At 61.6% G+C, this 23,663-nt stretch carries 25 protein-coding genes and 1 tRNA gene; 13 read left to right on the top strand and 13 right to left on the bottom strand.

The features are described from left to right. Positions 1-52 precede the first annotated feature (52 nt). On the bottom strand, positions 53-358 hold the full coding sequence (locus WBQ77_RS03250; protein ID WP_424043014.1) for a hypothetical protein: 306 nt from the start codon (positions 356-358) through the stop codon (positions 53-55). Positions 359-574: 216 nt separating this feature from the next. Between WBQ77_RS03250 and WBQ77_RS03245 the strand changes: the two genes are divergently transcribed. The 4 genes from WBQ77_RS03245 to WBQ77_RS03230 all read left to right on the top strand — a co-directional run bounded on the left by WBQ77_RS03245 (position 575) and on the right by WBQ77_RS03230 (position 2,451). Beyond that, positions 575-814 carry a glycine zipper domain-containing protein gene (locus WBQ77_RS03245; protein ID WP_424043016.1) on the top strand — a complete coding sequence of 80 codons (240 nt, stop codon included), beginning with the start codon at positions 575-577 and terminating at the stop codon, positions 812-814. Between the two features lie 10 nt (positions 815-824). After that, the gene (locus tag WBQ77_RS03240) at positions 825-1,235 is read left to right on the top strand and encodes a phage holin family protein (protein WP_424058908.1); all 411 of its coding nucleotides are present in this window, start codon (positions 825-827) and stop codon (positions 1,233-1,235) included. A gap of 433 nt (positions 1,236-1,668) precedes the next feature. Further along, entirely contained in the window at positions 1,669-2,193 is a 525-nt protein-coding gene (locus WBQ77_RS03235) for a hypothetical protein (RefSeq protein ID WP_424043019.1), read from the top strand. Between the two features lie 182 nt (positions 2,194-2,375). Then, positions 2,376-2,451 (top strand) — tRNA-Thr (locus WBQ77_RS03230). Positions 2,452-2,571: 120 nt separating this feature from the next. Here the strand turns inward: WBQ77_RS03230 and WBQ77_RS03225 are convergent. From WBQ77_RS03225 to WBQ77_RS03215, 3 genes are all read right to left on the bottom strand, one after another. After that, positions 2,572-2,985, bottom strand: a complete 414-nt coding sequence (locus tag WBQ77_RS03225; RefSeq protein ID WP_424043021.1) for an NUDIX domain-containing protein — start codon at positions 2,983-2,985, stop codon at positions 2,572-2,574. Between the two features lie 147 nt (positions 2,986-3,132). Continuing rightward, positions 3,133-4,143 carry a hypothetical protein gene (locus WBQ77_RS03220; RefSeq protein WP_424058906.1) on the bottom strand — a complete coding sequence of 337 codons (1,011 nt, stop codon included), beginning with the start codon at positions 4,141-4,143 and terminating at the stop codon, positions 3,133-3,135. Further along, positions 4,116-4,283 (bottom strand): hypothetical protein, encoded by a 168-nt coding sequence (locus WBQ77_RS03215; RefSeq protein ID WP_424043023.1) that lies wholly within the window; start codon positions 4,281-4,283, stop codon positions 4,116-4,118. The genes WBQ77_RS03220 and WBQ77_RS03215 overlap by 28 nt, the downstream gene beginning before the upstream one ends. A 15-nt stretch (positions 4,284-4,298) precedes the next feature. On the opposite strand from WBQ77_RS03215, the gene WBQ77_RS03210 reads away from it, so the two are divergent. Beyond that, on the top strand, positions 4,299-4,493 hold the full coding sequence (locus tag WBQ77_RS03210; RefSeq protein ID WP_424058905.1) for a hypothetical protein: 195 nt from the start codon (positions 4,299-4,301) through the stop codon (positions 4,491-4,493). 369 nt (positions 4,494-4,862) lie between these two features. Here the strand turns inward: WBQ77_RS03210 and WBQ77_RS03205 are convergent, their stop codons facing one another. The 3 genes from WBQ77_RS03205 to WBQ77_RS03195 form a co-directional block, all read right to left on the bottom strand. Then, positions 4,863-5,093, bottom strand: coding sequence for a hypothetical protein (locus tag WBQ77_RS03205; protein WP_424043026.1), 231 nt, complete (start codon positions 5,091-5,093; stop codon positions 4,863-4,865). A gap of 7 nt (positions 5,094-5,100) precedes the next feature. Next, positions 5,101-7,260: a hypothetical protein gene (locus WBQ77_RS03200; protein WP_424058903.1), complete on the bottom strand. Its 2,160-nt coding sequence runs from the start codon at positions 7,258-7,260 to the stop codon at positions 5,101-5,103. A 343-nt stretch (positions 7,261-7,603) separates the two neighbouring features. After that, a complete protein-coding gene (locus WBQ77_RS03195) occupies positions 7,604-7,885 on the bottom strand; it encodes a hypothetical protein (RefSeq protein WP_424058901.1) in 282 nt (93 codons plus the stop codon). A 244-nt stretch (positions 7,886-8,129) separates the two neighbouring features. On the opposite strand from WBQ77_RS03195, the gene WBQ77_RS03190 reads away from it, so the two are divergent. Further along, positions 8,130-9,698, top strand: coding sequence for a S10 family peptidase (locus WBQ77_RS03190; protein WP_424058900.1), 1,569 nt, complete (start codon positions 8,130-8,132; stop codon positions 9,696-9,698). A gap of 3 nt (positions 9,699-9,701) precedes the next feature. Here WBQ77_RS03190 and WBQ77_RS03185 read toward each other — a convergent pair whose 3' ends face one another. Beyond that, a complete protein-coding gene (locus tag WBQ77_RS03185) occupies positions 9,702-10,424 on the bottom strand; it encodes a TVP38/TMEM64 family protein (protein WP_424058898.1) in 723 nt (240 codons plus the stop codon). A gap of 211 nt (positions 10,425-10,635) precedes the next feature. On the opposite strand from WBQ77_RS03185, the gene WBQ77_RS03180 reads away from it, so the two are divergent. After that, positions 10,636-11,292: a hypothetical protein gene (locus tag WBQ77_RS03180; RefSeq protein ID WP_424044133.1), complete on the top strand. Its 657-nt coding sequence runs from the start codon at positions 10,636-10,638 to the stop codon at positions 11,290-11,292. 24 nt (positions 11,293-11,316) lie between these two features. Here WBQ77_RS03180 and WBQ77_RS03175 read toward each other — a convergent pair whose 3' ends face one another. After that, complete coding sequence (locus WBQ77_RS03175) at positions 11,317-12,864, bottom strand: sodium:solute symporter family transporter (RefSeq protein WP_424044131.1); 1,548 nt, start codon at positions 12,862-12,864, stop codon at positions 11,317-11,319. Between the two features lie 20 nt (positions 12,865-12,884). After that, positions 12,885-13,826: a hydrogen peroxide-inducible genes activator gene (locus WBQ77_RS03170; RefSeq protein ID WP_424058896.1), complete on the bottom strand. Its 942-nt coding sequence runs from the start codon at positions 13,824-13,826 to the stop codon at positions 12,885-12,887. A gap of 308 nt (positions 13,827-14,134) precedes the next feature. On the opposite strand from WBQ77_RS03170, the gene pqqC reads away from it, so the two are divergent. From pqqC to pqqE, 3 genes are read left to right on the top strand one after another with little or no spacing between them, the layout of a single operon-like run. After that, a complete protein-coding gene (gene pqqC, locus WBQ77_RS03165; protein WP_424045579.1) occupies positions 14,135-14,869 on the top strand; it encodes a pyrroloquinoline-quinone synthase PqqC in 735 nt (244 codons plus the stop codon). Beyond that, positions 14,869-15,171, top strand: a complete 303-nt coding sequence (gene pqqD / locus WBQ77_RS03160; RefSeq protein WP_424045580.1) for a pyrroloquinoline quinone biosynthesis peptide chaperone PqqD — start codon at positions 14,869-14,871, stop codon at positions 15,169-15,171. The genes pqqC and pqqD overlap by 1 nt, the downstream gene beginning before the upstream one ends. 4 nt (positions 15,172-15,175) lie before the next feature. Beyond that, entirely contained in the window at positions 15,176-16,408 is a 1,233-nt protein-coding gene (gene pqqE, locus WBQ77_RS03155; protein ID WP_424058894.1) for a pyrroloquinoline quinone biosynthesis protein PqqE, read from the top strand. Positions 16,409-16,487: 79 nt separating this feature from the next. Here the strand turns inward: pqqE and WBQ77_RS03150 are convergent, their stop codons facing one another. Beyond that, positions 16,488-17,147, bottom strand: a complete 660-nt coding sequence (locus WBQ77_RS03150; protein WP_424058893.1) for a DUF975 family protein — start codon at positions 17,145-17,147, stop codon at positions 16,488-16,490. Positions 17,148-17,397: 250 nt separating this feature from the next. Here WBQ77_RS03150 and WBQ77_RS03145 point away from each other — a divergent pair, with 250 nt between their 5' ends. Then, positions 17,398-18,717, top strand: a complete 1,320-nt coding sequence (locus WBQ77_RS03145; protein WP_424058891.1) for an ABC transporter substrate-binding protein — start codon at positions 17,398-17,400, stop codon at positions 18,715-18,717. 8 nt (positions 18,718-18,725) lie between these two features. Here the strand turns inward: WBQ77_RS03145 and WBQ77_RS03140 are convergent, their stop codons facing one another. Both WBQ77_RS03140 and WBQ77_RS03135 read right to left on the bottom strand, forming a co-directional pair. Beyond that, positions 18,726-19,577, bottom strand: a complete 852-nt coding sequence (locus tag WBQ77_RS03140) for a quinoprotein dehydrogenase-associated putative ABC transporter substrate-binding protein (RefSeq protein WP_424045583.1) — start codon at positions 19,575-19,577, stop codon at positions 18,726-18,728. A 177-nt stretch (positions 19,578-19,754) separates the two neighbouring features. After that, positions 19,755-20,405, bottom strand: coding sequence for a hypothetical protein (locus WBQ77_RS03135; RefSeq protein ID WP_424058889.1), 651 nt, complete (start codon positions 20,403-20,405; stop codon positions 19,755-19,757). 168 nt (positions 20,406-20,573) lie between these two features. On the opposite strand from WBQ77_RS03135, the gene WBQ77_RS03130 reads away from it, so the two are divergent. Together WBQ77_RS03130 and WBQ77_RS03125 are read left to right on the top strand one after the other, a co-directional pair. Further along, complete coding sequence (locus WBQ77_RS03130; RefSeq protein ID WP_424045585.1) at positions 20,574-20,852, top strand: hypothetical protein; 279 nt, start codon at positions 20,574-20,576, stop codon at positions 20,850-20,852. Positions 20,853-21,001: 149 nt separating this feature from the next. Further along, positions 21,002-23,218 carry a CHASE2 domain-containing protein gene (locus tag WBQ77_RS03125; RefSeq protein ID WP_424045586.1) on the top strand — a complete coding sequence of 739 codons (2,217 nt, stop codon included), beginning with the start codon at positions 21,002-21,004 and terminating at the stop codon, positions 23,216-23,218. Positions 23,219-23,663 lie beyond the last annotated feature (445 nt).

Genomic DNA, 23,663 nt, shown 5'->3' with positions numbered 1-23,663 from the left:
AAATACCGCGAGAATTACACGAAAAAACTTGGGCCGGGGCGTCAGCACAGCCCTATTTCATCGCGCGGTCTGCCCACGCATTGCCCGTGCCGCCCCCGGAGTCGAGGTAATGGAAATAGGGCTCGCAGCGGGGGAAGTCTTCGCCCGCCGTCGTATAGGGCCGGTAGAACCACCAATAGTTCCGGTCGAGACAATGGGCCTCTGTGACCCGCTTCATATGGCCAAAGCCAATGAGGCCGCGGCTGGTCACGATGTCGACCTGCTCGCCGGCCCGCGCAGGGCCGTTCGGCGCAAGCGCGAAGGCCACGAAAAGGCCCGCACCGAGCGCGAACAAAGATCCCAATCTCAGGCCAGCCATGCTTGCAATCCCCCTTTGGCGAGCTTTGCAGCGCTCCCGTTAAGCGTTCAGACTCTAAACGAAGCAAAAGGTGCGGGCAATCGAGCGGGTGCGCCGATTGAGCAACAGTCACACAAGAAATGTCTGGGCATGCTATACCCGCTGAGCTTGAAACCGGACCACCACGCCACGGCTGAATACAGCACATGCCAATGACTTTCGAAGGAGTACTCTGATATGGCGACCCCGCGTAACGAGACTGAAGACCTCGCCGCACAGATCGAAGCGATCCGCGGCGAAATGCAGAATATGAGCGCCACTATGGGACGCATCGCCGAAAAGGGCGTGCACCGGGCGCAGGATAAGGCGATCGAGACCAAGGAAAGCGCCGAAGAGGTCATCAAAGAGAACCCAATTCAGGCCATCGCCATCGCGGCCGGGCTCGGCTTGCTGATCGGCATCCTGACGCGCCGTTAGGAGAGGTCCCATGTTGCGGCTCGCGCTTTCGCTGGTCTCCTCGCTGCAGACCGGCGCCCGGATCAAACAATCGGTCGAACAGTCCATTCGGCGGGCCGTGATTGTCGTGGCCGGAATCGTGGTTCTCCTGTTTGCCATCGGCTTCGGCCTGGCCACAGGCTATCACGCGCTGCTGGTGTATGACTTCTCGCCGCTCGCTGCCGCCGGACTGATCGCCGGCGTTTTGGCGCTGATCGGCGTCGTGCTTCTGTTCATCGGCCTGCATAAATCCCGCCCGCGCCAGCCGGACTTCGTGAATGCGCCGGCCGAGGGCTTGGCCATGGTCGATCAGAGCGTAAATAAGGCCATGAATCAGGTGGGACCTCTAACCCTCCTGGCCGTCGCTTTCGCCGCAGGCCTGCTCGCCAGCCGCCGCCGCTGAGCGGCAGCAGCGGCCGCAAGTCATCGCCGAGATCCAAACCACCACGCGCCGCGCCGGCGGAACGTCTCCAACGCGCGTTTCCGGCGCCAGGCGTGCCATTCCGGAACGTCTATTAAACCTCTCTTAACCATACGCCGTGCGCTCTCTGGATAATTAAAACGGTATCCAAAAAGGGGCGAAGCCCAAAGAAGAAGCTAAGGAGCCTATATCTGGCGCTGGCCTTTGCCTGCATCGCAGACGTCACACATGCACAAGCGGTCATTGCGACCGACGGCCGTCTGCAGAACGCTGTGGATGTCCCGCGCGCCTATGCCATTCCCCTACCCCCGAACCCCAATGGGAAGTCGGCATATGCTATTGGTGGAGCGAGGGCTCGGTCGATGTCACCTTGGATGTCGGTCAGGACGTCGAGGTTGGCTATAGAGGCAACCTCGTGGTCAGATCGTTTGTCGGCTCCAATTACTGGCAGGAATCGATGAGCGCCTATGGCGCCCGCTGCAACGCGGACGATGTCGGTGGCCGCTATTGGGGAGCGCCTGGGTCCATGGCCGTTCCATTCGGAACCGAGGTCATCAACAACAAGTCGATGTGGTCGTCCTTGCGTCTCGGCACGGAGGTCACGGCCCGCCTCCTCGACCGCGTCACCTTCCACGGCGACGCTGTTTTCCTGCCGGCGGCTTATCTGCTGAACGAGGACAGTCATTTCCTGCGGTCGGACCTCGGACCTACGCCCCACATCGAGGATAGCGGCACAGGCTGGTGCTACCAGCTCGAAGGCGAATTGAAGATCGACGTCAATGACAACCGGACCGTCGGCGCGGGCGTCCGCCACTGGTACGCAGAGACGGGCGGGGTGGTCGATTGGGTCTACTTCGCCGAAGATTCGGACCTCCAGGACTTCACGTCCGGACGCTTCGGTGTGTTTGGCAATGTGTCCTATCGCTTCAGCACGTTTTAGGACCTCACCCAATAGCGCCACGCCTAGGGCACACAATCACCCCTCTCCCGCGTCTTGGACTTGCGACTCGAACGCTTGGACTTGAGACTCGAAGCCAAAGTGGGATAAAGGGCTCTCGGGTGTACAACCATCCGCCTCGCCCGTGCGGCGAAAGCAATGCGAGGCGCAGTGTTTTCTAAGATGCCGGCTTAGCTCAGTTGGTAGAGCGGCTGATTTGTAATCAGTAGGTCGGGGGTTCAAATCCTCCAGCCGGCACCAACAAATTCAATAACTTACAGCCTATCGCGAAATCACATCTCATTTCGCCCCCCCACAGCTCCAGCAACGTCGACACATTGACCGCAATCCGCCGCCCCTCTTCGAAAGTTAGCGCCTTCGTTATGTCGGCTTGTGCCGTGCGAACCACCGTTCCAGAGCCTCGACCGCGGCTCTGGAGTGAGCGCTCATCAACAACTCACCCGTCGCGTGCGTCGCATACCACTTCATGGCCTGACCTTCGCCGAGAACCAGGTCGGTACCGTCATATCGTTCGAGAAAAATGTATTGGGTATAGGTCCGGCCTTCATGGACGAAAGGCTGGCACATCCAGTGCTGGGGCCTCTTAAGCGCGTAGGACAACTCCTCGAAAGCCTCCCGGACGGCGGCCTGTTCGGGTGTCTCCCCTGGCTCCACCCCGCCGCCGAAAAAGGACCAATAGCCCGCAAAAGTCGGCGCATCGTCCGTGCGGTGTTGCAGCAAGATCCTTTCTTGTTCGTCGTATAGAATGATCGCGGACAGCTTGGCTGGGGTCATGGCGCGTATACAGTGTCCTTACGCCGCGGACGTCAACGCGCCGGATCGCAAATACTGTGAACGTCGACGGCACGGGAATCGAAACAGGGCTGCTCTTGCGGGAGCCGCCCCAAACGCTGATGTCTCTGCTTCCCGAGTGCCGGAAGGCTACTCTTCGCTCACGTTGACGTTCTCGGTGTCGATACCATCTTTGATCTCCGAGTCGACGATCCGCAGATTGCTTTCGCCACTACCTTCTTGCAGCACTTCCAGGTCCGAGTCTTTGCCGTCATCATTGCCGGCGGTCCGGCTCTTGTTGACTGTCACGGTGAAGTTGCCTTCGTCTTTCTGCATGAAGACAGCACCCTTGCCGCCATCGTCCTTGGACTTAAGCTTGGCCAGCAGCGCCGAGACATTGCCCGTCCCGCTCTCGACCATCTTGAGCCCGTCATCCGTATTGTTCTTGGCTTCCGTTTTCCAGACGCCAAGCTTGAGGTTGCCGTCGTCTTCCTCGCCGAAGTCCAGCCCCTCGTCGTGATAGCGTTTAACGGAGGTATCGACGATCAAGGCCCACAGATCGCCGGGCCCCGCCTCGTCGATATCGAACCCGTCGTCGAAGTTGAGGCTAATTTCGTATTCATTGACCGATCCGGAATCGTTAAGCTCGACCTCGCGCTCGATGCACGAGTCGTCCGGGGTACCCGTCACGGCAGCCGGCATGACGGCTTCCTTGACCTTCCCGTCCTCGAACTCGCCTTCAGGCTCCTTGGGCAGGAAGCTGTCCAGGACTTTGCCGTCGCAGTAATTGCCGTTGTCGTCGAACTCGAAGTCGACCACGGTCGCGAAAATGCCACCCTCTTGGCCCTCGTCGAGCTCCAAAACATCCGCGCCGACATTCGTGAATTCGGCGCCCTTGGCGTAGAAGAAGATGTTTCCCCCGCTCCGCTCGTCCACCCGCATGACGTCCGCATCGAAATGCCCGTTGCCGGAATCGTCGATCTTCAGGTCGTTCAATCGCACCACGATCGAGGCTTCGGAGCCGCCGCCCTCGCCACCGCGGCCCGCGCCGCATTCGTCGGCGAGGCCACAATCGGAGATGTGGACACCGTGATAAGAAACGCCCGACACCTTCACGTCGTCGAGGACAAGCGTCACGACGCCGGTCTGGTCCTCGCGCATATATCCACGAAGATGCCCTTACTGGCTTTGCCCCGGCTCTCGATGGTGAAGTTTCCTGGTCCCGAGAAGTTTAGGTCGTCGACCGTGAGATCGGCGCCCTCGCTAACGGTGAAAAGCGTCGTGTCCACCTTCAACTTCACGGCCTGGCCCCTGCCATGGATCGTAAGCGGCGCCTTGCCCGCATAACTGAGCGTGGAGTCGATCTCGATATCGCCGTCGGTCGCGACGAGAATTTGGGCGAGGTCATCGGACTTCGCCGCCGTCTCGAGCGCCGCACGCAGCGAGCCTTCGCCGCTATTCTCACCACTCGTGACAAGGATCGGACCCTCCGCAACCGCAGAGATGGTTGAAATGGCCCTCGCAGTGGCGACTAGAGCAAGTGTCGAAAGACCGTTCAGCGCGTGTTTAACCTAAGTTTCCTCAGTGTCATGGCGTTGGAATGAAGCCGCATAGGTAGGTCCCGAATGCGATACTTTCGCAGCAGAGGCCCCCATCGGTTTGGGGAGACATCAAGGAGCCGTGTTCCGCGCCAGAAGGGGTTTCAAATAAAAGATCAGGCACCCTATGATGGCGCCGGCAAGGGCGGCCCGCCGCCCGATGGCCACGGGGCCCCAAAAGGGCGAATAATCCTGAGTTCAGATCGATGGGGTGGCGCGTCACATGGCAAGGTTTGCAGTGCTTTTGCTTGGGCTTGTTTTTCTCGGAGGCGCTGTGCACGCTCAAAATACGTCCCAGCCGTCCCAATCGCTCGTGCCCACACTTTCGGCCTGCAGTGCCGGGAGCCAGTCCGTGCGCGTCTGCGCCAACGGCCTGCAATCCTGTAACGACGTTTGCGCCGCGCGCGCGCTGTCGGTGAACTCCGAAATAGTCGGGTGCGCCACATCCTGCTGCAACCGCTTCAATGTCTGCGTCCAGCTGCGGAACTGCGCCGAGCTCAAGAGAGACTGCAATTAGCAGTCAAACACGATCGGCCAAGGACTCGCCCGCTTGGGCCGAGACCTCGTCGAGCTGAGTCTTGAGCATCTCGGGATCCAGATATTGGATCACCGATCTCTCCGCGCTATCCGCGTCGTAGCGAAGCTTCAGCAGCAAACCGCCGTAGGACTCGAAGAAGTCCTCGACCGAAATGCCGTCCGCGCTCCCCATGGCCTCAGGCGGAAATTGGAAATTCAAGCGGAAGGATGCACCAGGCGGCACGAGCGAGGCTTCGTTCGATCCGGCCTTTGGCTCTTGAGGCGCAACGGCCAGTTCGAGCCTCAAATCGGGCCGTTGCACGTCGGGACTGAGAGCGGCCTCCAGGCCCGTCAGCGTCTCGTCGGAATTATTGACGCCGGTTATGGAAATCCCATTGATCAGGAAGGACTCGGGACTCCCCGAGAGGGTGAAGACAGCCCGCTCCGCCAACGGAAGCGTAGGCGCATCGAAGGCCCAGGAGATCTTCGAGAACGTCTCTTCAGGGGCTTCGGCGGCGATCACTGACCCGGAGGTCGAGCGCATCAACACACCGCCTCCGATCAGGAGGCCGCCAAGTAGCAGTAACACGGCACCGGCGATGATCATCATGTGGCTGAGGTCGAGCCCCTTCTTTCGCGCCCAGTTTGCGCCCCGCGCGATGGCGCTATCCTGCCCGCTGGCAAGCACATCAACGCCAGTTCGCGCCAGTGCAGTGATGCGTACAGCCTGTCCGCGCAGCCAGACCGAGCCGGTCTTGGCGTTGCGTTGCGCCCACGCCGCAAAAATCTTGGCCCGGCCCCGCACGCGCTGCGTCCAGGATGACAGCATATTCCCTGTCTCGGCCGCAACGCCGGAAACCGCGGCAAACGAGATGGCGCGCGCGGCCATGTCGCTTAAGTCGCGCTTGTCCGTTTCGGCTTCGTCATCGCGCGGCGTAACTCCATCTTTGGCATCGGCGACATCGGCGCCTGTGGTCCATGAGTCGTCATCAGCCCATGGATCGTTTGCGGGTTGGCCGAAAAGCATCGTGCTGTCAAGATGCGGCCCATAGGTTTCGAACACATGCACCGAAGCGGTATGCGCGGCGTCACGGAGCTCCTCCTCGTCCGCCTGTTCCACCCGCTGGCTCGGAGACCCTTGAGCCATGGAACGCGGCGCATCGCGCACGGCATCCGGCACGGCTGCGCGGACCCGCGCGAAATGCTGGACCTCATGGCCCAGCCGCGCGACGTGAATGTACAGTTTCGACGGGATGGCGGTGGCGTACGACGCGGTCCAGGCCAGGGCGCGGGACAGGCCTCGCCCGCCTGACGCCCCTAAGGCGGAGGCTTTTGCGGCGGCCGCCGAGACGCCGGTCGAGAAGCCGTGGCCAGTGGTCGTGGCAAGAGCCGCCGCGCTTTGACCTGTCGAGGACAGCCGGCTGCCAATGGCGCTCCCAGCCTTACGCGAGAGGTTTCCGGCCTCGGACGCAACCGCGAGCGAGCCGGTCGACAGAGCCTGAACGCCGGCCTGGGCCGCGGCCTTGGCCTTGGCGCCGCTCCAGGCCGCGCCGCTCGCAACGCCCTTGCCGGCCCCGCGCGCAGCCACGCCGATCTTGGACCCGGTCCACGGCGCTGCTTGCGAAAGTACGCGGCCAGCCGCCGCGAAAGCCTGCGTCGTCCGGGCGGCCACGGCGGCGATGAGACTTCGCATCCATCCCGAGACGGACGAGACAGCCCGCACAATGGCACGCCATACAAGGGCCGCGCCCTTGGCAATGGAGCGAGCGATGAAACGCACTCCGCGCGCGACCTTGCCGAAACCGAAGACGATCCAAGACCGGAAAAACGCACACAAATCGACAAGGGTCTGCCGGATCGCTTGGAGAGCGCGTTGCCGCACAACCCGGCGGTGACGGCGGATGCGCTCTTTCTTGGTACTCGCAAGCCGAAGATCACGCTCACGCCGGAGCCATCGGTCGTGCCGGTCCCGGTCGCGCTGAACAGCATCGCTTTGTGCTTGAAGCCAACGCTGATGGTCGGTCAGATCTTCCTTGGCGCTCGACAAAAGGGCACCGGATTCGGCGGTCGTATCCTTGGCTGCGGCAAGCGAAGCGTCCAGAGCGGCGGACTCTTGCGCGTCCACATCATCGTCGAAGGTCGTCCAGACACGTCGTTTTCGCATCGGACTGCCCATGCGGCTCCCCCCACCTGACTCCCGGCCGCCCCCTTGACCGATGACCGGTTTCCAACCATGAATAGCCTTGCGGCACGTCGCAAGCCTCGATCGGCAACGAAGTCGAAATGTGTAAGCCTTCGCCGCCCACGCCCCATGAGCCGGAACGCCAAATCCCCCGGCGGAACGCTTGCGTGCTAACAATTTGCCCCAAGCTGAGCCAGGTAGAACTGCACGGTCTCACTTTCCGCCAAAAAGCACCTTAGCCGTCATCGCCATGACGGCCAATAGCCATCAAGCAAGGCCTTGTGTATCGTGACGATTTTGGGCGGAACGGAGAGGTTCCTGGCGCCTAGAAGTCGTTGAGGCCGCCAAGAACCCGGTCAAAATCACGAGCTTTTTGATAGTCGATTTCGGCCTTATTGGCACGTTTCGCGGCCAGATCTCGCCGGCAGGCCTCGTAGGCCGGGTCACCCGGCTTTGTGTTGGCGCTCCGGCAAGCCGCGTCGTCCTCGGCCTTGGAGGCCTCCTCCTTGGCGAGGCGCCCAGCCTCGACCTCACCGCGTGAGGCGCAGGCAGGGAGCGCAAGCACGAGCGACAGCAAGGCCGCCGGAACTATGAACCGTCTAATCATCGCCGATTGCTTGGCTCCCAATCATGGCGCCGTCAAGGTCAAAGCTCCGTGATTGCGAGGCGCCTGTCTTGAGACCGCCCACATGAACACTTAGTTGCGTAATCGGGAGCATACGCCCTCAGATGACATAGAACCCGGAGACACCGTGATCCTGCCCCGAAGCCCCCGTTCCCGTCGAGCCTCCACAAATCGAGTCTTTGTCCGTCTTCTTGCCTGTCTGTGGCTCGCTGCCGTGACAGCTACCATGACAGCTGGCCTGCCGAGCGTGGCCTTCGCCGAGGAGGCCCGTCGAGGCGCCACCGCATCCGACGAGGCGTCGAAGGCTGAGACCAGCGAGAGGTCCGAGTCCGACGCAGACAAATCGAAGAGCGCGGAGAAGAGCGAAGACATCGCGGAACAACCTCTCCGCCTGCCGGCCGACGTGACCACACGTCACGTGCTGAAACAAGATGGGCAGGAGATTCCGTATACGGCGATTGCCGGGACGATCAAGCCGCATGACAGCGACGGCAAACCCGTGGCGGAAATCTTCTACACCGCCTACGCCACGGAACCGGAGGACGCCGAGCGGCCGATCACCTTTGTCTTCAATGGCGGACCCGGAGCGGCCTCGACCTATCTTCACCTCGGCGCCATGGGTCCGAAGGTTGTGGCCACGACGGAGGAAGGCGCGCTGACCGGTCCACCCTCCCGCCTCATTGCCAACGATGCCAGCTGGCTGGATTTCACCGATCTCGTATTCGTCGATCCGGTCGGTACGGGCTATAGTCATGCCGCTGGCAGCAAGTCCGGCAAGGATTTCTGGGGTGTCGACCAGGATGCGGAATCGCTCGCCGAATTCATCCGCCTCTATCTGACGCAAGAGGCCCGCATGGGTTCGCCGGTCTTCCTCGCGGGCGAAAGCTATGGCGGTTTTCGCGTCGCCGTCGTCACCCGGAAATTGCAGCGCAAGGGCAGCGTGTCCCCCAGCGGCCTGGTTCTGATCTCGCCGGCGCTCGAGTTCTCGATGCTGCGTGGCGAGGACTACGATCCGCTTCCCTGGGCGCTGCAGCTACCCTCCTATGCCGCCGTGAGGCTGGAGAGCGAGGGAACCACCACACGCGAGGCGCTCGCAGGCGCGCTGAAGAACGTAGAGCACTACGCCTTGACCGATTACCTCGTGGCGCTCGCCGCGGGGCTCCAGAAGGGTGGCGAGGCCGCGAGCACGAAGGTCGCCGAACTCACCGGTCTTCCGTTGGAGAAGGTTCAGCGCCATTTCGCCCGCGTCCCGCAATCTCTGTTCGTTAAGGAATTCGACCGGGATGGCGGGCAAGTCCAGAGCCTGTATGACGGCAGCGTCGGCGGCCCCGACCCGCACCCGTCGAGCGCCTGGCCGCGCGGCCCTGACCCGGTGCTGGATGCCACCATTCCCCTGTGGTCGTCGGCCTTCGTGCGCTACGCCTCGGAGGACTTAGGCTACAAGACCGACGAGAATTTCAGACTGCTCAACCGGAAGATCAGCAATCGCTGGGACTACGGCACAAGCCCCACGAAGCAGGGCTATGCGGGAGCCTTGGACGATATCCAGGATGCCCGCGCCGCCAATCCCAAACTAGAAGTCCTGATTGCCAGCGGTTACACCGACCTGATCACGCCCTATTCCGTGCCAGCCTATCTCGTGGCGCAGTTACCGCCGCTGAAAGGCCCGAGCCCGATCGAGCTGCGAAATTATGCGGGCGGGCACATGCACTATCTGCGGGCCTCATCCCGGCGAGACCTAAAGCAAGATGTCGAGACGATGTACGCCCGCTCACTCGACGGCAGCGGCTCCTAGAGCCTAGCGGAGCGGCACCGGCTTTGCGCGCGCGGAGCGGCGCGCCAAGTGTTTCTTGCGCAGGGTGACGAGGGCGCTGAACGCGACCAGACTGATGACGGCTATCGCAAGCGAGTCCGATCCGAACGCCACAAATTGCTGCCCGGCCGCAACGAGGAGCAGCGTATAGGGCAGAAGCGCGGCGAAACTTGCCAGGCAGAAGCGCCACGTGCTGAGCGGGGTGATGCCCGCCACATAGCTGAGCGCATCCATGTTCAGCCCCGGAACCAGCCGGCACAGGAATATGGCCAGCATCAATTGCGACTGCGGCGTGTTCTCATCGAGCAGCCAGCGGCCGACACGTGTTTGGGTGACCCGGTCGAGCCAGCCGCGGCTTTGGACAAAATCGCGGCCGAGATGCCGGCCAATCAGAAAACCGGCAAGCGCGCCGAGCTCCGCCCCGATCAAGACATAGAGGCTGCTGAGAAGCACGCCTTGGGATGCCCCTGCTGCAAGCAAGAGCGGCGACGTCGGCACGACACCAATGAGGCTTGCGATGAAGCGCAGCGTGATGATCGCAACCGGATCCCAGACCCCGAGCGTGGGTAGGCTCTGCTGCAGGTCGAAATCGTTCATCGCGATCGCACCGGCAGGAACCGCAAGGACGAGTGTCGCCGGGACGAGAATCGCGACCGCGCAAAGGCCGGCGATGAGCATTGAACTCGTTGGCTGAAACCTTCGCCTCATGTCACGTCCTTAGGGGAGCCGCATAACCGAAAAACGTCAGCTTCAGCAAAGCAGAACCTTGCCATCGCATAGCTGTTGTCTTGAGGCGTACCGAGATCAACCTTGTCAAAACACGACAATGTGCGGCATGAGCCCCCCTGCCCCCTTGCGGAGGCCCCCTTTTTGTGGTCCACGGCTTTAACCAAGTGATCGGCGATTTAAAGGATCGGTGATGTCTCGCAGAGGTTTCAAACACGGTATGCGTGTCACGCTGGCCGTGGCAATGCTTTGCTCCGCGGTCGCGGTGTTCGGCCTGCCCGGACTTGCCGGGGCCAAAGACACCGCGAAAACGGACAACGCCTCGAAGGACCAGGCGGCGAAAGACTACGCGTGGCAGGAGTTTCATTATCCCGAGCGTGGTTTCGTCGTCTCATTTCCCGGAGTCGAGGAAAAACCCAAGGCCGAAAGCACACCCGTGCCTGGTCAGAATCCGTTGCTTCAGCACGAGTACAAAGTCAAAACCGGCAAAGACACGGTCTATTGCGTGGTCGTCTTCGAATATCCAGAAGGCCGTGCGCCGAACCCGCCCAAGAAAGACTATTTCGAAAAGGTGGTGACGGCCTATGCCAAGGGCAGCGACACGAAACTGCGCCGCAAGACGCCCCTGAGCATCGACGAGCGCCCGGGCTTCGAGGCGAAAGCCGAGGACGAACGGGGCAAGCTCAATCACTTGATCACGATGGTCGCCAACGGCGATCGGATTTACATGCTGATCTCGGCCGGCCCCAAGAAGCACGCGACCAGCGTCGACGCGCTGCACTTCCGCGATAGTTTCCGGCTCCTCGGAGGCCCGCCGCCAGAGACGACCAAGAAACCCGACAAAGGTTAGCGCCCGAACTAATCGGCCCCACCATTAAGCAGGCCTTGTCCGCAGGTTCTCGAAGAAGCGCTGCCGTCTGGCCGATGGCGCGGGCCCGAACAGTCCGACAAGGACGGTAACCAGGAAGCCGACGGGCACCGCGAATACACCGGCCAAAACGCCGTGCACGCCAAGCCAGTTGGCGATCGGGCGCACCGAGGCTTCCCATTTGGTCAGCACTGCCGCTTGCGCGGCCGGATCGCCCGCGACGTAATAGTCGTGGCGCAACGCTTCAAAAGCAGCGATTTGTACCTCGGTCGCGTCCGACAGAGGGCTCGACGACTCGTAGAACAGGAACGGGATCGTCTGCGGTGCGATCATGTAATACAGGCACACGAGGAGTCCTGCGACCATGCCGGCCATGGCCGCGTCACTGCCGAGCCGCTTCCACCACAGTCCCAGCACCAGAACCGGCAGGAAGGCGCTTGCCGCCAGCGACAACGCCGTCGCTGCGCCAATCAGCGTCTCATCCGGCCGCAGCAGCGCGGCCGCGCCAGCCAAAGCGGCGACCAAGACAACAGACAGACGTGCCACGAAGAGCTGCCGGCTGACCGGAGCGTCGGGCGCCGCGCTCTTGAAGTAGACGTCGTAGGCCAGCACGTTTGCCGTCGACAAGGTCAGCGCGGTTCCTGCCGACAGTAGCGCGGCGACGGCCCCAACGACGAGGGCGGCTTCGCCGATCATGGACAGCGCATCGCCTGCGCCAAGAGACGCCGCCCCGTATAGCGCGGCGAGCGCCGGTGCCGCGGCGCAAAGCAGAAGCAGGAAGATAGGAGCACCGAGAAAAGAAACCCGAGCTTCGCCGACGTCCGGCGCTGCGAAGCTCCGCATCAGCAGATAGGGCAAGGAGGCGAAGCCCGTGACGAGGCAGAAGAGCAGCGCGAGCGAGTTGATGGGGCTTGTCTGTTCAAACGGCCGCCAGGGCAACGCTGGAACGACTTCATCGATCAGCAGCGTATCCAGGGCCGCGAAGGACCCTGTCTGCCAAAGTACCGTCACGACGGCAACGACCCCGGCAACCAGCATCACGAAGTAGTAAGCGATCTGCGACAGGCTGAGCGACCGCATGCCGCCGATGAGCGTCGCCACGAAAATCATGACAATGCCGGCGGCAACGCCGATCCCGGTAGGCAGCGCCAACGCGGCCTGGGCCAGCAGGCCAAAACCCAGCAGAACGGCGGCCAGCGCCGGAAACGAACAGAGAATAAGGGCGAAGACGCCAAGCGGGCGCATCCTCTCGGCATTGAAGCGCTCGGCCAGAAAGTCCGGCAGCGTGTAGCCGCCATAGCCGCGCAAATACGGTGCGATCAAAAGCCCGGCCAGAACCAGACCGAGCCCCGCGCCCAGAAGCACTAAAATTGCGCCCTGCCAGCCGAAATCGATCGCCCCGGCGACGCCGACAAAGGCAAGGACCGCCACCGAGGATCCCGCGATGGCGAGGCTGTTGAGAAACGCAGGCATGAGCCGGCCCGCCGCATAGTAATCGGCGAGCGGACGCGTCAGCCGCACAAGTCCGGCCCGCGCGAACAGCAGCGCGGCCATCAGAAGAGAGAGTTGTGTACTTAGGATTTTCGATCTCCCCTCTGTCGTAGCGGTCCGCCCGGTTCTGAGCGTACGGGAGCTGCTTGGCACAGCAAGGCGCCAAGCTGCATAAATTCGGGCTTCCGCGGCGAACTTTTGCGCCAAGCAAGTCCGATTTCCCTTTTTGGCTCCGGCTCGGCGAAACGCAAGAGCCGAATGTCATCGCTGCGATGGACCTCGATCGAGGTCGCCATCTCCGGCAGCAGCGTGATCCCATAGCCGCTCGCCACCATCTGCATGATCGTGGCGAGGCTGGAAGCACCAAAGCTCTGGCGCAGATCGGGCCCCACCAAATGGCAAAAGGACAGAGCCTGCTCCCGGAGGCAGTGCCCCTCTTCCAGCAACAGCAAGCGGTCCTGTGCGAGCATGTCTTGGGTGGCGGACTCGACGCCCGCATTGCCCGGCGTGGCCTTGGTCGCGAGAATGAACGCATCGTCGAACAAGAAATGAGTCTCCACGGCCCGGTCTCCGATCGGCAACGCTACGAGAATAACGTCGAGGTCGCCGCTTACAAGCTCGCGGACCAGCGTTTCGGTGACAGTTTCGCGCAAGCGCAAGGACAGGTCGGGAAATCGCGCCTGCAACGCGGGCAAGGCGGCGGGCAGCAGGTACGGCGCAATCGACGGGATAGCCCCCATGTTGAGCACGCCCGTCAGCGTCCCTTCCTGCCCCTTGGCATAATCTACAAGGTCCTGAACCGACGCGAGGATGGTCCGGGCCCTGCCGGCGATCTCCTGTCCCTTGTCGGTCAGGCCGATCCCGGATTTGCGCCGCTCCACCAGTTTGAGCTTCAGCTCGTCCTCAAGGTCCTTGATCTGCATGCTGAGCGCGGGTTGGCTCACCGCGCAAGCCCCCGCCGCACGGCCGAAATGGCACGTGCGGGAAAGCGCCTCCAGGTAACGCAGCTGTCGGAGAGACACCATTGGCGATAACGATTGGTTATAAACTCAGCATCGGCAGGGGCATCCTCTTATCATGGCCCGCACCGGCATGCCATTTGCCGCCAGCGCGCAATGGAACTGAAGAGAGCCTTCCAGTAGACTTCCGGCTTGCGAAAGCTGCGCCGACGACGCACGTCAGCAGCTTCAGATGTTCTTAATGCGAGTTCAAGTCCGTGTTCATGAACAAGTCATAGATTTCTTGAGGACTCGTCCCATTTATCTAGAAGAGACTGCTTGCGAGGCGCCGAAAAGAAGCGTCGCACAAGGAAACCCAATGAGGAAGTAGGCCCGTGACCAAGATCCTAAGCCCTGAGGAACTCGAGGAAGAGCTGCGCACTATCGGTGCCGTGCAGTACCACGACAAACACCCCTTTCATAAGCTTCTGCATGGCGGCGCGCTGAACAAAGGCCAAGTTCAGGCCTGGGCGCTGAACCGCTATTGCTACCAGTCTGCCGTGCCGCGCAAGGACGCGGCACTCATGAGTCGTTGCCACGACCGCGACTTGCGGCGCGAGTGGATCCACCGCATTACGGACCATGACGGCGAAGGCGCCGAGCAAGGCGGCATCGAACGCTGGCTCGTCCTAACCGACGGCCTTGGGCTCGACCGCGATTACGTGATTTCCCGGAAAGGCGCCCTGCCCGAGACGGTTTTCGCCGTCGAGGCGTATGTGAACTTCGTACGTGACAAGACGCTGGTCGAGGCGGTCGCCTCCTCGCTCACCGAGCTCTTTGCGCCAAGCATCCATAAGGCGCGCATCTCGGGCATGCTGGAGAACTACGACTTCATCAGCGACGACGTGATGGCCTACTTCAAGCGCCGCCTCACCCAGGCGCCGCGCGATGCCAATTTCGCGTTGGAATATGTCAAGCAGAACGCCCGGACGCCCGAGGCACAGCAAGGCGTTCTCGATGCGCTTCGCTTCAAGACTCATGTCTTGTGGGCGCAGCTCGATGCGCTGTACCTCGCCTATGTCGAGCCGGGCATGATCCCGCCCGGAGCCTTCGTGCCGGACGCAGCCTAATGGCGGACGTCAAACAACCCGGCCGGCTCATGGTCGATCGAGCCACGAAACCGTTGATGCCCCGCTATTTAAAGCTACGCCACGACGCGGGGCGAGACCGTTGGGTGCTGCTTGCGCCGGAGCGGATTCTGACACCAGACGCCATCGCCGTGGCGGTGCTCAAACTATGCGACGGCGAACGCACCGTGGACGATATTGCCGCGAACCTGGCCGCGGAGTATTCCGCGCCCGCCGACGTTATTGCCGCCGACGTGGTCGAGCTCCTCCAGGACTTGGCCGACAAAGGATATATCAAGGGATAATGGGATGACCGAGGACCTCAAGATTGACGGACATGTCGACGCGATTGCCGTCGACGACGAACCGACGACAGGCGTGAGCGGCAGCACGGAAGAATCCGATATGCTTTGCGCCGTTGCGCCGGTGGGTCTGCTCGCAGAACTCACACACCGCTGCCCGCTGCAATGCCCCTATTGTTCGAACCCGGTGGAACTCGAGAGCGTGAAGAATGAGCTCTCGACCGAGGAATGGTGCTCTGTCATGCGCCAGGCCGGCAAGATGGGTATATTGCAGGTTCATCTGTCGGGTGGAGAGCCCACCGCACGTAAGGACCTCGAAGAGATCGTCAAGACCGCGGCGGATGCCGGGCTCTATACCAATCTCATCACTGCCGCCGTCAACGTAAAGCGCGAGCGCCTGGAGAAGCTGCAGGAGCTGGGGCTCGATCACGTCCAGGTCTCAGTCCAGGATGTGAACCCGGCGGGCGCGGACCGCATCGGTGCCTTCAAGAATGCGCTGGAGAAGAAGCTTGAGTTCGCGCGCTGGGTCACCGAGCTCGGCATGCCGCTGACCGTCAACGCGCCCATCCATCGCCACAACATCCATAACGTGCCGCGCTACATCGATTTGGCGGTGGACCTCGGCGCGCAACGTATCGAGATCGCCCATGCGCAGTACTACGGCTGGGCTTTCCTCAACCGCGCCGCGCTGATCCCGACCTACGAAGAGACAATCGCCTCAATCGAATATGTCGAAGCCGCCCGCGAGCGCCTAAAGGGCGTGCTAACCATCGACATGGTGGTGCCCGACTATTACGCGAAACGGCCGAAGCCCTGCATGGGCGGCTGGGGCAAAGGCTTCATGAACATCACACCCGCTGGCAAGGTGCTGCCCTGCCATGCGGCGGAAAGCATCCCCGAGCTGCAGTTCGACTCCGTGCGCGATAAGAAGCTGCTCGACATCTGGATGGACTCCGAGGCGTTCAACGCATTCCGCGGGACCGAGTGGATGAAGGAGCCGTGCAAGTCGTGCGCGTTCAAGGAAGTGGATTATGGCGGTTGCCGCTGCCAGGCCATGGCGATCACCAAGGACCCCCGCAACACGGACCCGGCCTGCTCGCTCTCGCCCTATCACACCGAGATGGTGAAAGTCGCCAAGTCCGAAGCGGCGAAGCCCGCGACGACGTTCGTTTACCGCAACACGCGCAACGCGGCGCAAGTCGGCAAGGCGCATGACGAGCCTCTCGTCCCCGCTGAGTAACCGGCCAGAGCAGAATCATTCAGAAGGCGCCCCCGTCGCCGGGCGCTTTTGTTGTCTTAGAGATCAGGTTTGAGGAGCCTCAGACATCGCTCCGCGCGTCCGCTGACTGAATCTGAGCCGCGCCCCCGGACAAGAGCCGATAGGCATAGGTGTATGCTAGTCCGACGATCGGCGCGGCGACGATAAGTCCGACCCCGAGCGCCAGAATACCAACGAACAAGATGAGCGCCATGAGGAGGATGAGCCCGAACAAGGGCCAGCGATTGCCCTTGGTCATTTCCATACTCTGCTTCAGCGCGTCGATTGGACCCAAACCGCGATCGATGACCAGGAACATCGAGAACATGAAAAGTACCATGGCGATGAGGCCCGGCACGATGAGAAGGAAAAGCCCCACTGCCACCGCTAGCGACGCCAGAAGCGATGTCCCCAAGAACTTCCAGTAGGGTTGCGGATGCCACAGCGCCGAGAACTGCACCCTGTCTGGGCTGTCGTATGCGGCAAGAAAAAAGGCTATTGCCCCCATGTTGAGCAGGACGGCAAGACCGTAATTGACGATGCTGCCCGCGATGCTTGGCTCCTCAAGCGAGCCGCCCGTCGCGCTGTCGATCGCGCTACTCACGATGTTGATGGCGATACTCGCCAGGAGCAGTATCGCCACGGCGCCAATGAAAAACCAGGGACGTCCCTTGAACGTCTCCCAACCAAACCGGATTGCATCGCCAGGTGAGAACTTCATAGGGCCAACCTATCATTGAAGCGCGAGACTTTGGAAAAGGAGCGCGATTCGCCGACAGAATCTACATTTTCCTGGAGTAGGATGAATTCACCCAAAATATTACCGCTTCATCCCGGTGTCGTTTCCAACTTGCCATACTGGTTTTGCCATTTGTACCATGCCGAAAAAGAACTTGGCCCCCTGAGAAAGCTGCCGGCAAGGGGTGAACCGGGCTCTGAGGTAACGAACCCCCGGCGTCCAAGGTCTCGCCATGCGCACCGACACGCTTTCAGAAGCACTTGCCGGAACTCTCGCCCGTGCGGCGGTGGTCGCCGCAGGCCTGCTTCTCGCCGTGAGCACAAGCTCGGTTTCTGCCGCCGACAAGCACGCGCCGTCGCATGAGCGAGAAGGTGGCTTTTCGGTTCGAGTTCAGCAGACTCCCGAGATGATACCGGTCGATATCGGTTATGTGCGCGAGGAGGTTGCGGCCCCGCAGCCTGCATCGCGCTTGGATGTCGAGGCGGAGGATGCGGGCATTGCCGGTGCCCTAATGGGCATCAAGGAGAACAACGCGGGCGGCCGCTTCGTGGGCCATCTTTATGGGCTCGACGTGGAGACGGTATCCTCGTCCGAGGAGGCGGTGGACGCCCTGAAAAAACTCTATGAATCCGGCCACAGCTACATTGTCGTCGATGCCTCGGCACCGACCCTGCTGAAGCTCTCGGACTGGGCCGAGGACAAGGACGTACTTCTGTTCAACATCCGCGCCGAGGATGTGTCGCTGCGCCAGGAGGATTGCCGCGCGAATATCATGCACGTGGTGCCGGACCGCTACATGCTCGCCGACGCGCTCGCTCAATATCTCGTCAAGATGGGTTGGACGGACTGGCTCGTCATCCATGGCTCGACGGATGCGGATATAGCCTATCGCGACGCGATCGAACGCGCGGGCAAGCGCTTCGGCGCCAATATTGTCGACGTCCGTGAATATGTCGACGTGTCCGGCGGCCGCCGGGACGGCGTGGGGCCGATCCCGCCCGCGAAGCCGCACAAGGAAGCAAACGCCGGCAGCAGCATTGTCCCGCCGGCGGCTTACGATGTCATTGTGGTGGCGGACGAGGACCAGCAGTTCGGGCCGCTGATGCCTTATCGCGGCGGCGGGCAGCCGCGTGTCGTAGCCGGTACTACAGGCCTGATAGCTACCACATGGAGCCCCGGCCACGAGAAATGGGGCGCGACCCAAGCGAATAACAATTTCGAAAAACGCTTCAAGCGGATCATGCAGCCGATCGATCACATGGCCTATGTGGCTACAAGGACCGTCGGAGAGGCGGTGACCCGCAAGCCGAAGAACGATTTCGCCGCCGTTTCAGCCTTCATCCATGGCCCGGACCTGCAGCTCGCACCCTTCAAGGGCATCAAGCAGCAGTTCCGTCCCTGGGACGGTCAGTTCCGCCAGCCGATCCTGATCGCGACTGAGAAGGTGCCGGTCTCCGTTTCCCCACAAAAGGGCTTCCCCCATGCGAGCCATCCGGAGATCGAGGTGGATACGCTCGGCATCGACGAGCCGGAGAGCATCTGCAAGATGTAGGCTGACGCCTAACGGCCTGCCGACGGCGTGCCGACGGCGGCGGCAAGTTGCCCTTCCCGGTCCAGAACCGGGACATCGTAGTCCTGCAGGATCGCGGTGATCTCGGTCCGGTTCTCCGCCAGCACCTTATTCACCTGATGCTTGAACTGCGGTTCGTTGGGACGGACACCCAAGGTGATCCCGTAGAACGTGGCGGGCCCCACGCTTTCCCTGACCAGCGGCGCAACCGTCAGCGGAACGCTTGACTGGGACGCGTAGTAGCCACCGATGGGGCCCCATAAAAGGCCCGCATCGAGTTCGCCAGACTCGATCGCGGCTATCATCTCCCGTGCAACGTCCGCCGGGCTCTCGCGGGAGCGATCGTCAAACGGTTTTGCATCGGCAATCAGCCCATGCATGGCCAGGATACTCGCGGGTGGGGTCCGCGCGACAAGGCCGATGCGCTTCGACTTCAGCCGGGGATCCGCTAGGGAGGTCACGCCCTCTAGGTCGGTATCCTCGCCGCGCGTGATCAGAACGTAGGAAGCGAAGTAGTATGGGTTCGTATCCTCGATGAGCCCCGTGCCTTGCGCATAGCCCGTCACCAAATCACAGGCATTGCTCCCCGTCGTGTTCGGCACATAGCCGGTGTTCTCCGGGAACCACGTATAGACGAGCTCGCGCCCCAAACGGTCGGCGATGAGCTCGGCGAGCTTATTCTCGAAACCTTCGCCCTTGTCGTTGGAAAACGGCATGTTGTCGGGGTCGGCGCAGACGCGCAGCACTGGCACGCCGACGGCAGCGGCGGGACCCGTACAGCAAAGCGCCGCGATGGCAAACGCGGCTGCGGCCCAAACCAAGACCTTCAACCTTGTGCCCATCCACTCCGTTCGTGGCTCACCTTCTATCAATGCCGTCTCTCTCGCTGTTCGAGCGCCTTCTCTTCGCATCCAGAGCTGGATAAACAAACGTCGCCGTGCAATCAGATACGAGATTGCGCCTGTTAGATATGGCGCTTACTCACGTCTTACACAAAGACCGCTGTCTCTGGTAACTGCTTAAGGGTCAAGCCGCGCGCAACGGCGGATCGTCTCGACGCGTTCCAGGCCTGTCGGGTAATGAGCACCCGTCGGTTTTTCACCAAATTCGGACATCGCGGCAGCGCCCGCATTGATACCGGCTCGTTCGCGGCGCTCGCGCAAGAGCCTCACTGCACAGCAATCCGCTTCCAGCTCTAGACGCTTCAACTCAGGCCCAATGTAGAAAAAGGCTTGCGGCCCCACATGGCCGAGTCCCTTCTTGGATTTGGCAACATGACCGAGCGTGTGATGGCAGCACTCGTGGGCCAGAAGGAACTGGCTGTAATTCGGCTTGTCGCGCAGCGTCATTGCATTGACCACGATGACGGGGCGACCGCGCCGATCCGTCATGGAAGAGGCCAGTTCCGCCACACCGCGCAGCTTGTAGGTCTTGACGCTGCAATAGGGGTTCTTGACCTCGGGCAGGAAGCGCCCTGCCCGCGCGGGCGTCGAAACCTGCGTAAGGCATACTGCGGCAAGAACGCCGACCACGGCGGCCAAGAGGGCCGACAGCCGCCAAGCCGAGAAGGCCAGCCGCCGCAAGGTGGTGTCGTTCCGTCTAAGTGGGGCAGTGCCCCGATAGCCCCGAATAAGGGGCCGGCGGTTCTCCGGCATTCTAATCTGGCGCATCCAGGCGATTTTAGCCCAAACGCGCCGTCCGCACTATAAATACTGCGTTATTGGTCGCCGACAGCCTGCTTGGCCGCGCGCCGGCCTCATTGACCCTGCGCGCGCGCCCCACCATATACAAGGGACCCCCAAACCGCCCATCCGCGCCTTTTCGCCCCGGAGGACCTGATGATGATGACTGAGATGCTGAAACAGCTGACACTCTCCGTCTTTGGCCTCGTTCTTGGCGTGGCCGTTCTGGCTGCGAATACCAACGCGGCACTAGCCGACCGCGGCACTACCCGCTGGGTCGACGGCTCGCCGCGCTATTCCAACGACGTCAGGGTGACCAAGCGAAGTGCGAAGAAAGTGCAAAAGCGCAGCGCCCAGCAGAGGTTCCAAGACAATCTCGATCTCGAAACCGAAGCCGTTTGGCGCAATTTGCGCCCCTCGCGGTTCTCAGACTAACGCATAGCGAAACGCCCCATTTCGGGGCGTTTCCTCTATTGGACCAACCAACTGCTCTCTGTCGCACCAATTGACAGGCCCGTGTCAACGGCTAGGGTCTGGCCGCTGCCGGCTCCTCGCCCAGCGGAAAACGACAGAAGACGAGCGGCATGGGTCCACGTCTTTTCTATAGCCTCATCGTGGGCTCCGCGATTTTGGCGTCCCTGGCGCTTCGCGTCTGGGACCCTACACCTGTCGCGCGTCTTAGATCCCTCGTCTTCGATTCCTATCAGCGTCTGGCGCCGCTCAAATTCGACCCCGAGCTGCCGGTTCGCATCGTCGATATCGACGAGGAGTCACTGCAACGGATCGGCCAGTGGCCATGGCCGCGGACGATCTTGAGCGATCTCCTTTCCAAGTTGCGCGACGCAGGCGCCGCCACGATCGGCTTCGACATGGTTTTTCCCGAGCCAGACCGGATGTCTCCGGCAAACGCCATACAGCTTTGGCCACAGTCGGACCAGATCGACCAGCTCAAGCTCGAGCTTGATCAGCTACCCTCCAACGACCAGGTCTTCGCGGAGACGATTGCCACGGCGCCCGTGGTGATGGGCTTCATTGCATCGCCCAGCAACGAGACCGCTCTGCCGGAGTCCAAATCCGGGTTCTCCTTGGCCGGTGACGACCCGCGCCTATTCGCACCTCACTATCCGGGGGCAACCTCAAGCCTCAAAGAGCTGCAGACCCCCGCGATCGGCGCAGGCGCACTCAACTGGGTCCCCGAACACGATCAAATCATCCGCAAGATGCCTATCCTCGTAACTCTGCAGGAAAGTCTGTATCCATCCTTTTCCGCCGACCTCCTACGCGCCGCCCAAGGCGCATCGACCTATATCGTCAAGTCCTCGGGCGCGAGCAGCGAACAGTCTTTCGGCGAGCAGACCGGCATCGTGAAGGTGCGCATCGGCGACTTCGATATACCCACCGACGCCAACGGGCAGATGTATCTACGCTTCTCGGCCCAAACCCGAGATCGTTACCTGTCAGCCTGGAAGATCCTGAACGGGGAGCTCGGCGAAGCTGAGATCGCGGGTCGCATCCTGTTGATCGGCACGAGCGCGGCGGGACTACTCGACTTGCGCGCGACGCCGCTCGAGTCCTCCGTTCCCGGTGTCGAACTGCACGCCCAGGCCGTGGAGCAAATCATTCGCGGCAGCTATCTGATGCGGCCGGACATCGCGACCCCGGCCGAACTTATTTACATCCTGGTTCTCGGTATCATGATCGCCGTCCTCATCTATCGCGCCGGGGCGCTCGGCAGCGCCATGCTGGGGGGACTCGCCGTTGGCTTCGTCGTCTGGTTCTCGTGGCACGCCTTCAATAGCTGGGGCTGGCTCGTCGACCCCGTCTATCCGACGATCGCCTTGACCGCGATTTACCTCACCGGATCGTCCTTCGTATTCTTGCGGACCGAACGCGAGCGCAACCGTGTGCGTAATGCGTTCTCCCACTACATGGCGCCAGCACTCGTCGAGCGGCTGGCAGACGAACCGGACCGGCTGAAGCTCGGTGGTGAGACCCGCGATATGACGCTCCTCTTCAGCGACGTTCGCGGCTTCACAACTATCTCCGAAGGTCTCGACGCGGAGGAGCTCACGCGCTTTCTCAACGAGCTATTCACGCCGCTGAGCAACATCATCCTCGACGAGGAAGGCACGATCGACAAATTCATGGGCGATGCCTTGATGGCCTTCTGGAACGCACCCCTCGACGACCCCAACCATCCGGTTAATGCCTGCGCCGCTGCGCTTCGCATGGTCGACGAGATGGCCGTGCTGAACGAGCGCTGGAAGCAGGCCGCCGAGCAGACCGGACGGACCTACAAGCCGGTCACGCTCGGCATCGGTCTGAACACGGGGCTGTGCTGCGTCGGGAATCTCGGTTCGGAAACGCGGTTCGACTATTCGGTGATCGGCGACAACGTCAATGTCGCTTCCCGCCTCGAAGGCCAGTCGAAGACCTACGACCTGGTGATCATCGCCGGCGAAGAGACCGCCTCGCGCGCGACCGGCTTCGCCTTTCTCGAACTCGACCTCTTGAAGATGAAGGGCAAGACCGAGGCCACCCGCATATTCTCCTTAATGGGCGACGACACGGTCCGTCAGAGCGACGCCTTCAAGGCGCTTACGGCCAAGCATCTGGACTTCTTGTCCGTCTATCGTAACAGGGACTGGGACGGTGCGGACGCGTTGCTCCAGGAATGCGAAACAATGGGCGGCCAAAAACTCAAGGGCGTTTACGCGCTCTATCGCGACCGCATCAAAGCCTTCCGTACAAGTCCGCCGCCAGAGAACTGGGACTTCAACGCGCAAGCGACATCTAAGTAGTGCGCACGTTTCCTATTCCAAACTTCGCTAATTCAATCCCAGAAGCTTCTTGATCGAAGGCGCTCATGCCCGAAGTTGCCATTTTCCGTATCTCCGTAGTCGCCGTCTTGCTCGTCAAGCACACCGCTGCGGACTTCTGCCTTCAGACCCCCCTACCAGTTCAGCAACAAGCACACCTACGGCCATCCTGACGGCGTTCTTCACGCAGGCATTCACGTCGCGCTGACGCCGTTCGTGTATCTAGTGCTGGTGCTCGCGTCGTGACTGCTCGTGCTGATGATCGCAGTGGGCGAGTTCGCGATTAACTACCACGTGGATTGGGCCAAGGAGCACGTGGGCCGGCCGCGTGCTACTGGCATCCGCTCGGCATTGATCAGCTCCTACACGAGTTGACCTATATCGGCATCGTCGCGGTACTGATCCAAGCGATGCGCTAGTGCAACGC

Source organism: Methyloceanibacter sp., from assembly GCF_049590335.1.
Classification (GTDB): Bacteria; Pseudomonadota; Alphaproteobacteria; order Rhizobiales; family Methyloligellaceae; genus Methyloceanibacter.
The sequence above is the reverse complement of the archived record's forward strand: the minus strand, read 5'-3'. Positions and strand labels throughout refer to the sequence as shown.

Bases quoted from the DNA above. Each gene is read 5' to 3' on its own strand.
- WBQ77_RS03250 (WP_424043014.1), bottom strand. From the start codon at position 358: ATGGCTGGCCTGAGATTGGGATCTTTGTTCGCGCTCGGTGCGGGCCTT.
- WBQ77_RS03245 (WP_424043016.1), top strand. From the start codon at position 575: ATGGCGACCCCGCGTAACGAGACTGAAGACCTCGCCGCACAGATCGAA.
- WBQ77_RS03240 (WP_424058908.1), top strand. From the start codon at position 825: ATGTTGCGGCTCGCGCTTTCGCTGGTCTCCTCGCTGCAGACCGGCGCC.
- WBQ77_RS03225 (WP_424043021.1), bottom strand. From the start codon at position 2,985: ATGACCCCAGCCAAGCTGTCCGCGATCATTCTATACGACGAACAAGAA.
- WBQ77_RS03220 (WP_424058906.1), bottom strand. From the start codon at position 4,143: ATGCGCGAGGACCAGACCGGCGTCGTGACGCTTGTCCTCGACGACGTG.
- WBQ77_RS03210 (WP_424058905.1), top strand. From the start codon at position 4,299: ATGGATCGTAAGCGGCGCCTTGCCCGCATAACTGAGCGTGGAGTCGAT.
- WBQ77_RS03200 (WP_424058903.1), bottom strand. From the start codon at position 7,260: ATGCGAAAACGACGTGTCTGGACGACCTTCGACGATGATGTGGACGCG.
- WBQ77_RS03195 (WP_424058901.1), bottom strand. From the start codon at position 7,885: ATGATTAGACGGTTCATAGTTCCGGCGGCCTTGCTGTCGCTCGTGCTT.
- WBQ77_RS03190 (WP_424058900.1), top strand. From the start codon at position 8,130: ATGACAGCTGGCCTGCCGAGCGTGGCCTTCGCCGAGGAGGCCCGTCGA.
- WBQ77_RS03185 (WP_424058898.1), bottom strand. From the start codon at position 10,424: ATGAGGCGAAGGTTTCAGCCAACGAGTTCAATGCTCATCGCCGGCCTT.
- WBQ77_RS03180 (WP_424044133.1), top strand. From the start codon at position 10,636: ATGTCTCGCAGAGGTTTCAAACACGGTATGCGTGTCACGCTGGCCGTG.
- WBQ77_RS03175 (WP_424044131.1), bottom strand. From the start codon at position 12,864: ATGGCCGCGCTGCTGTTCGCGCGGGCCGGACTTGTGCGGCTGACGCGT.
- WBQ77_RS03170 (WP_424058896.1), bottom strand. From the start codon at position 13,826: ATGGTGTCTCTCCGACAGCTGCGTTACCTGGAGGCGCTTTCCCGCACG.
- pqqD (WP_424045580.1), top strand. From the start codon at position 14,869: ATGGCGGACGTCAAACAACCCGGCCGGCTCATGGTCGATCGAGCCACG.
- pqqE (WP_424058894.1), top strand. From the start codon at position 15,176: ATGACCGAGGACCTCAAGATTGACGGACATGTCGACGCGATTGCCGTC.
- WBQ77_RS03150 (WP_424058893.1), bottom strand. From the start codon at position 17,147: ATGAAGTTCTCACCTGGCGATGCAATCCGGTTTGGTTGGGAGACGTTC.
- WBQ77_RS03145 (WP_424058891.1), top strand. From the start codon at position 17,398: ATGCGCACCGACACGCTTTCAGAAGCACTTGCCGGAACTCTCGCCCGT.
- WBQ77_RS03140 (WP_424045583.1), bottom strand. From the start codon at position 19,577: ATGGGCACAAGGTTGAAGGTCTTGGTTTGGGCCGCAGCCGCGTTTGCC.
- WBQ77_RS03135 (WP_424058889.1), bottom strand. From the start codon at position 20,405: ATGCGCCAGATTAGAATGCCGGAGAACCGCCGGCCCCTTATTCGGGGC.
- WBQ77_RS03130 (WP_424045585.1), top strand. From the start codon at position 20,574: ATGATGATGACTGAGATGCTGAAACAGCTGACACTCTCCGTCTTTGGC.
- WBQ77_RS03125 (WP_424045586.1), top strand. From the start codon at position 21,002: ATGGGTCCACGTCTTTTCTATAGCCTCATCGTGGGCTCCGCGATTTTG.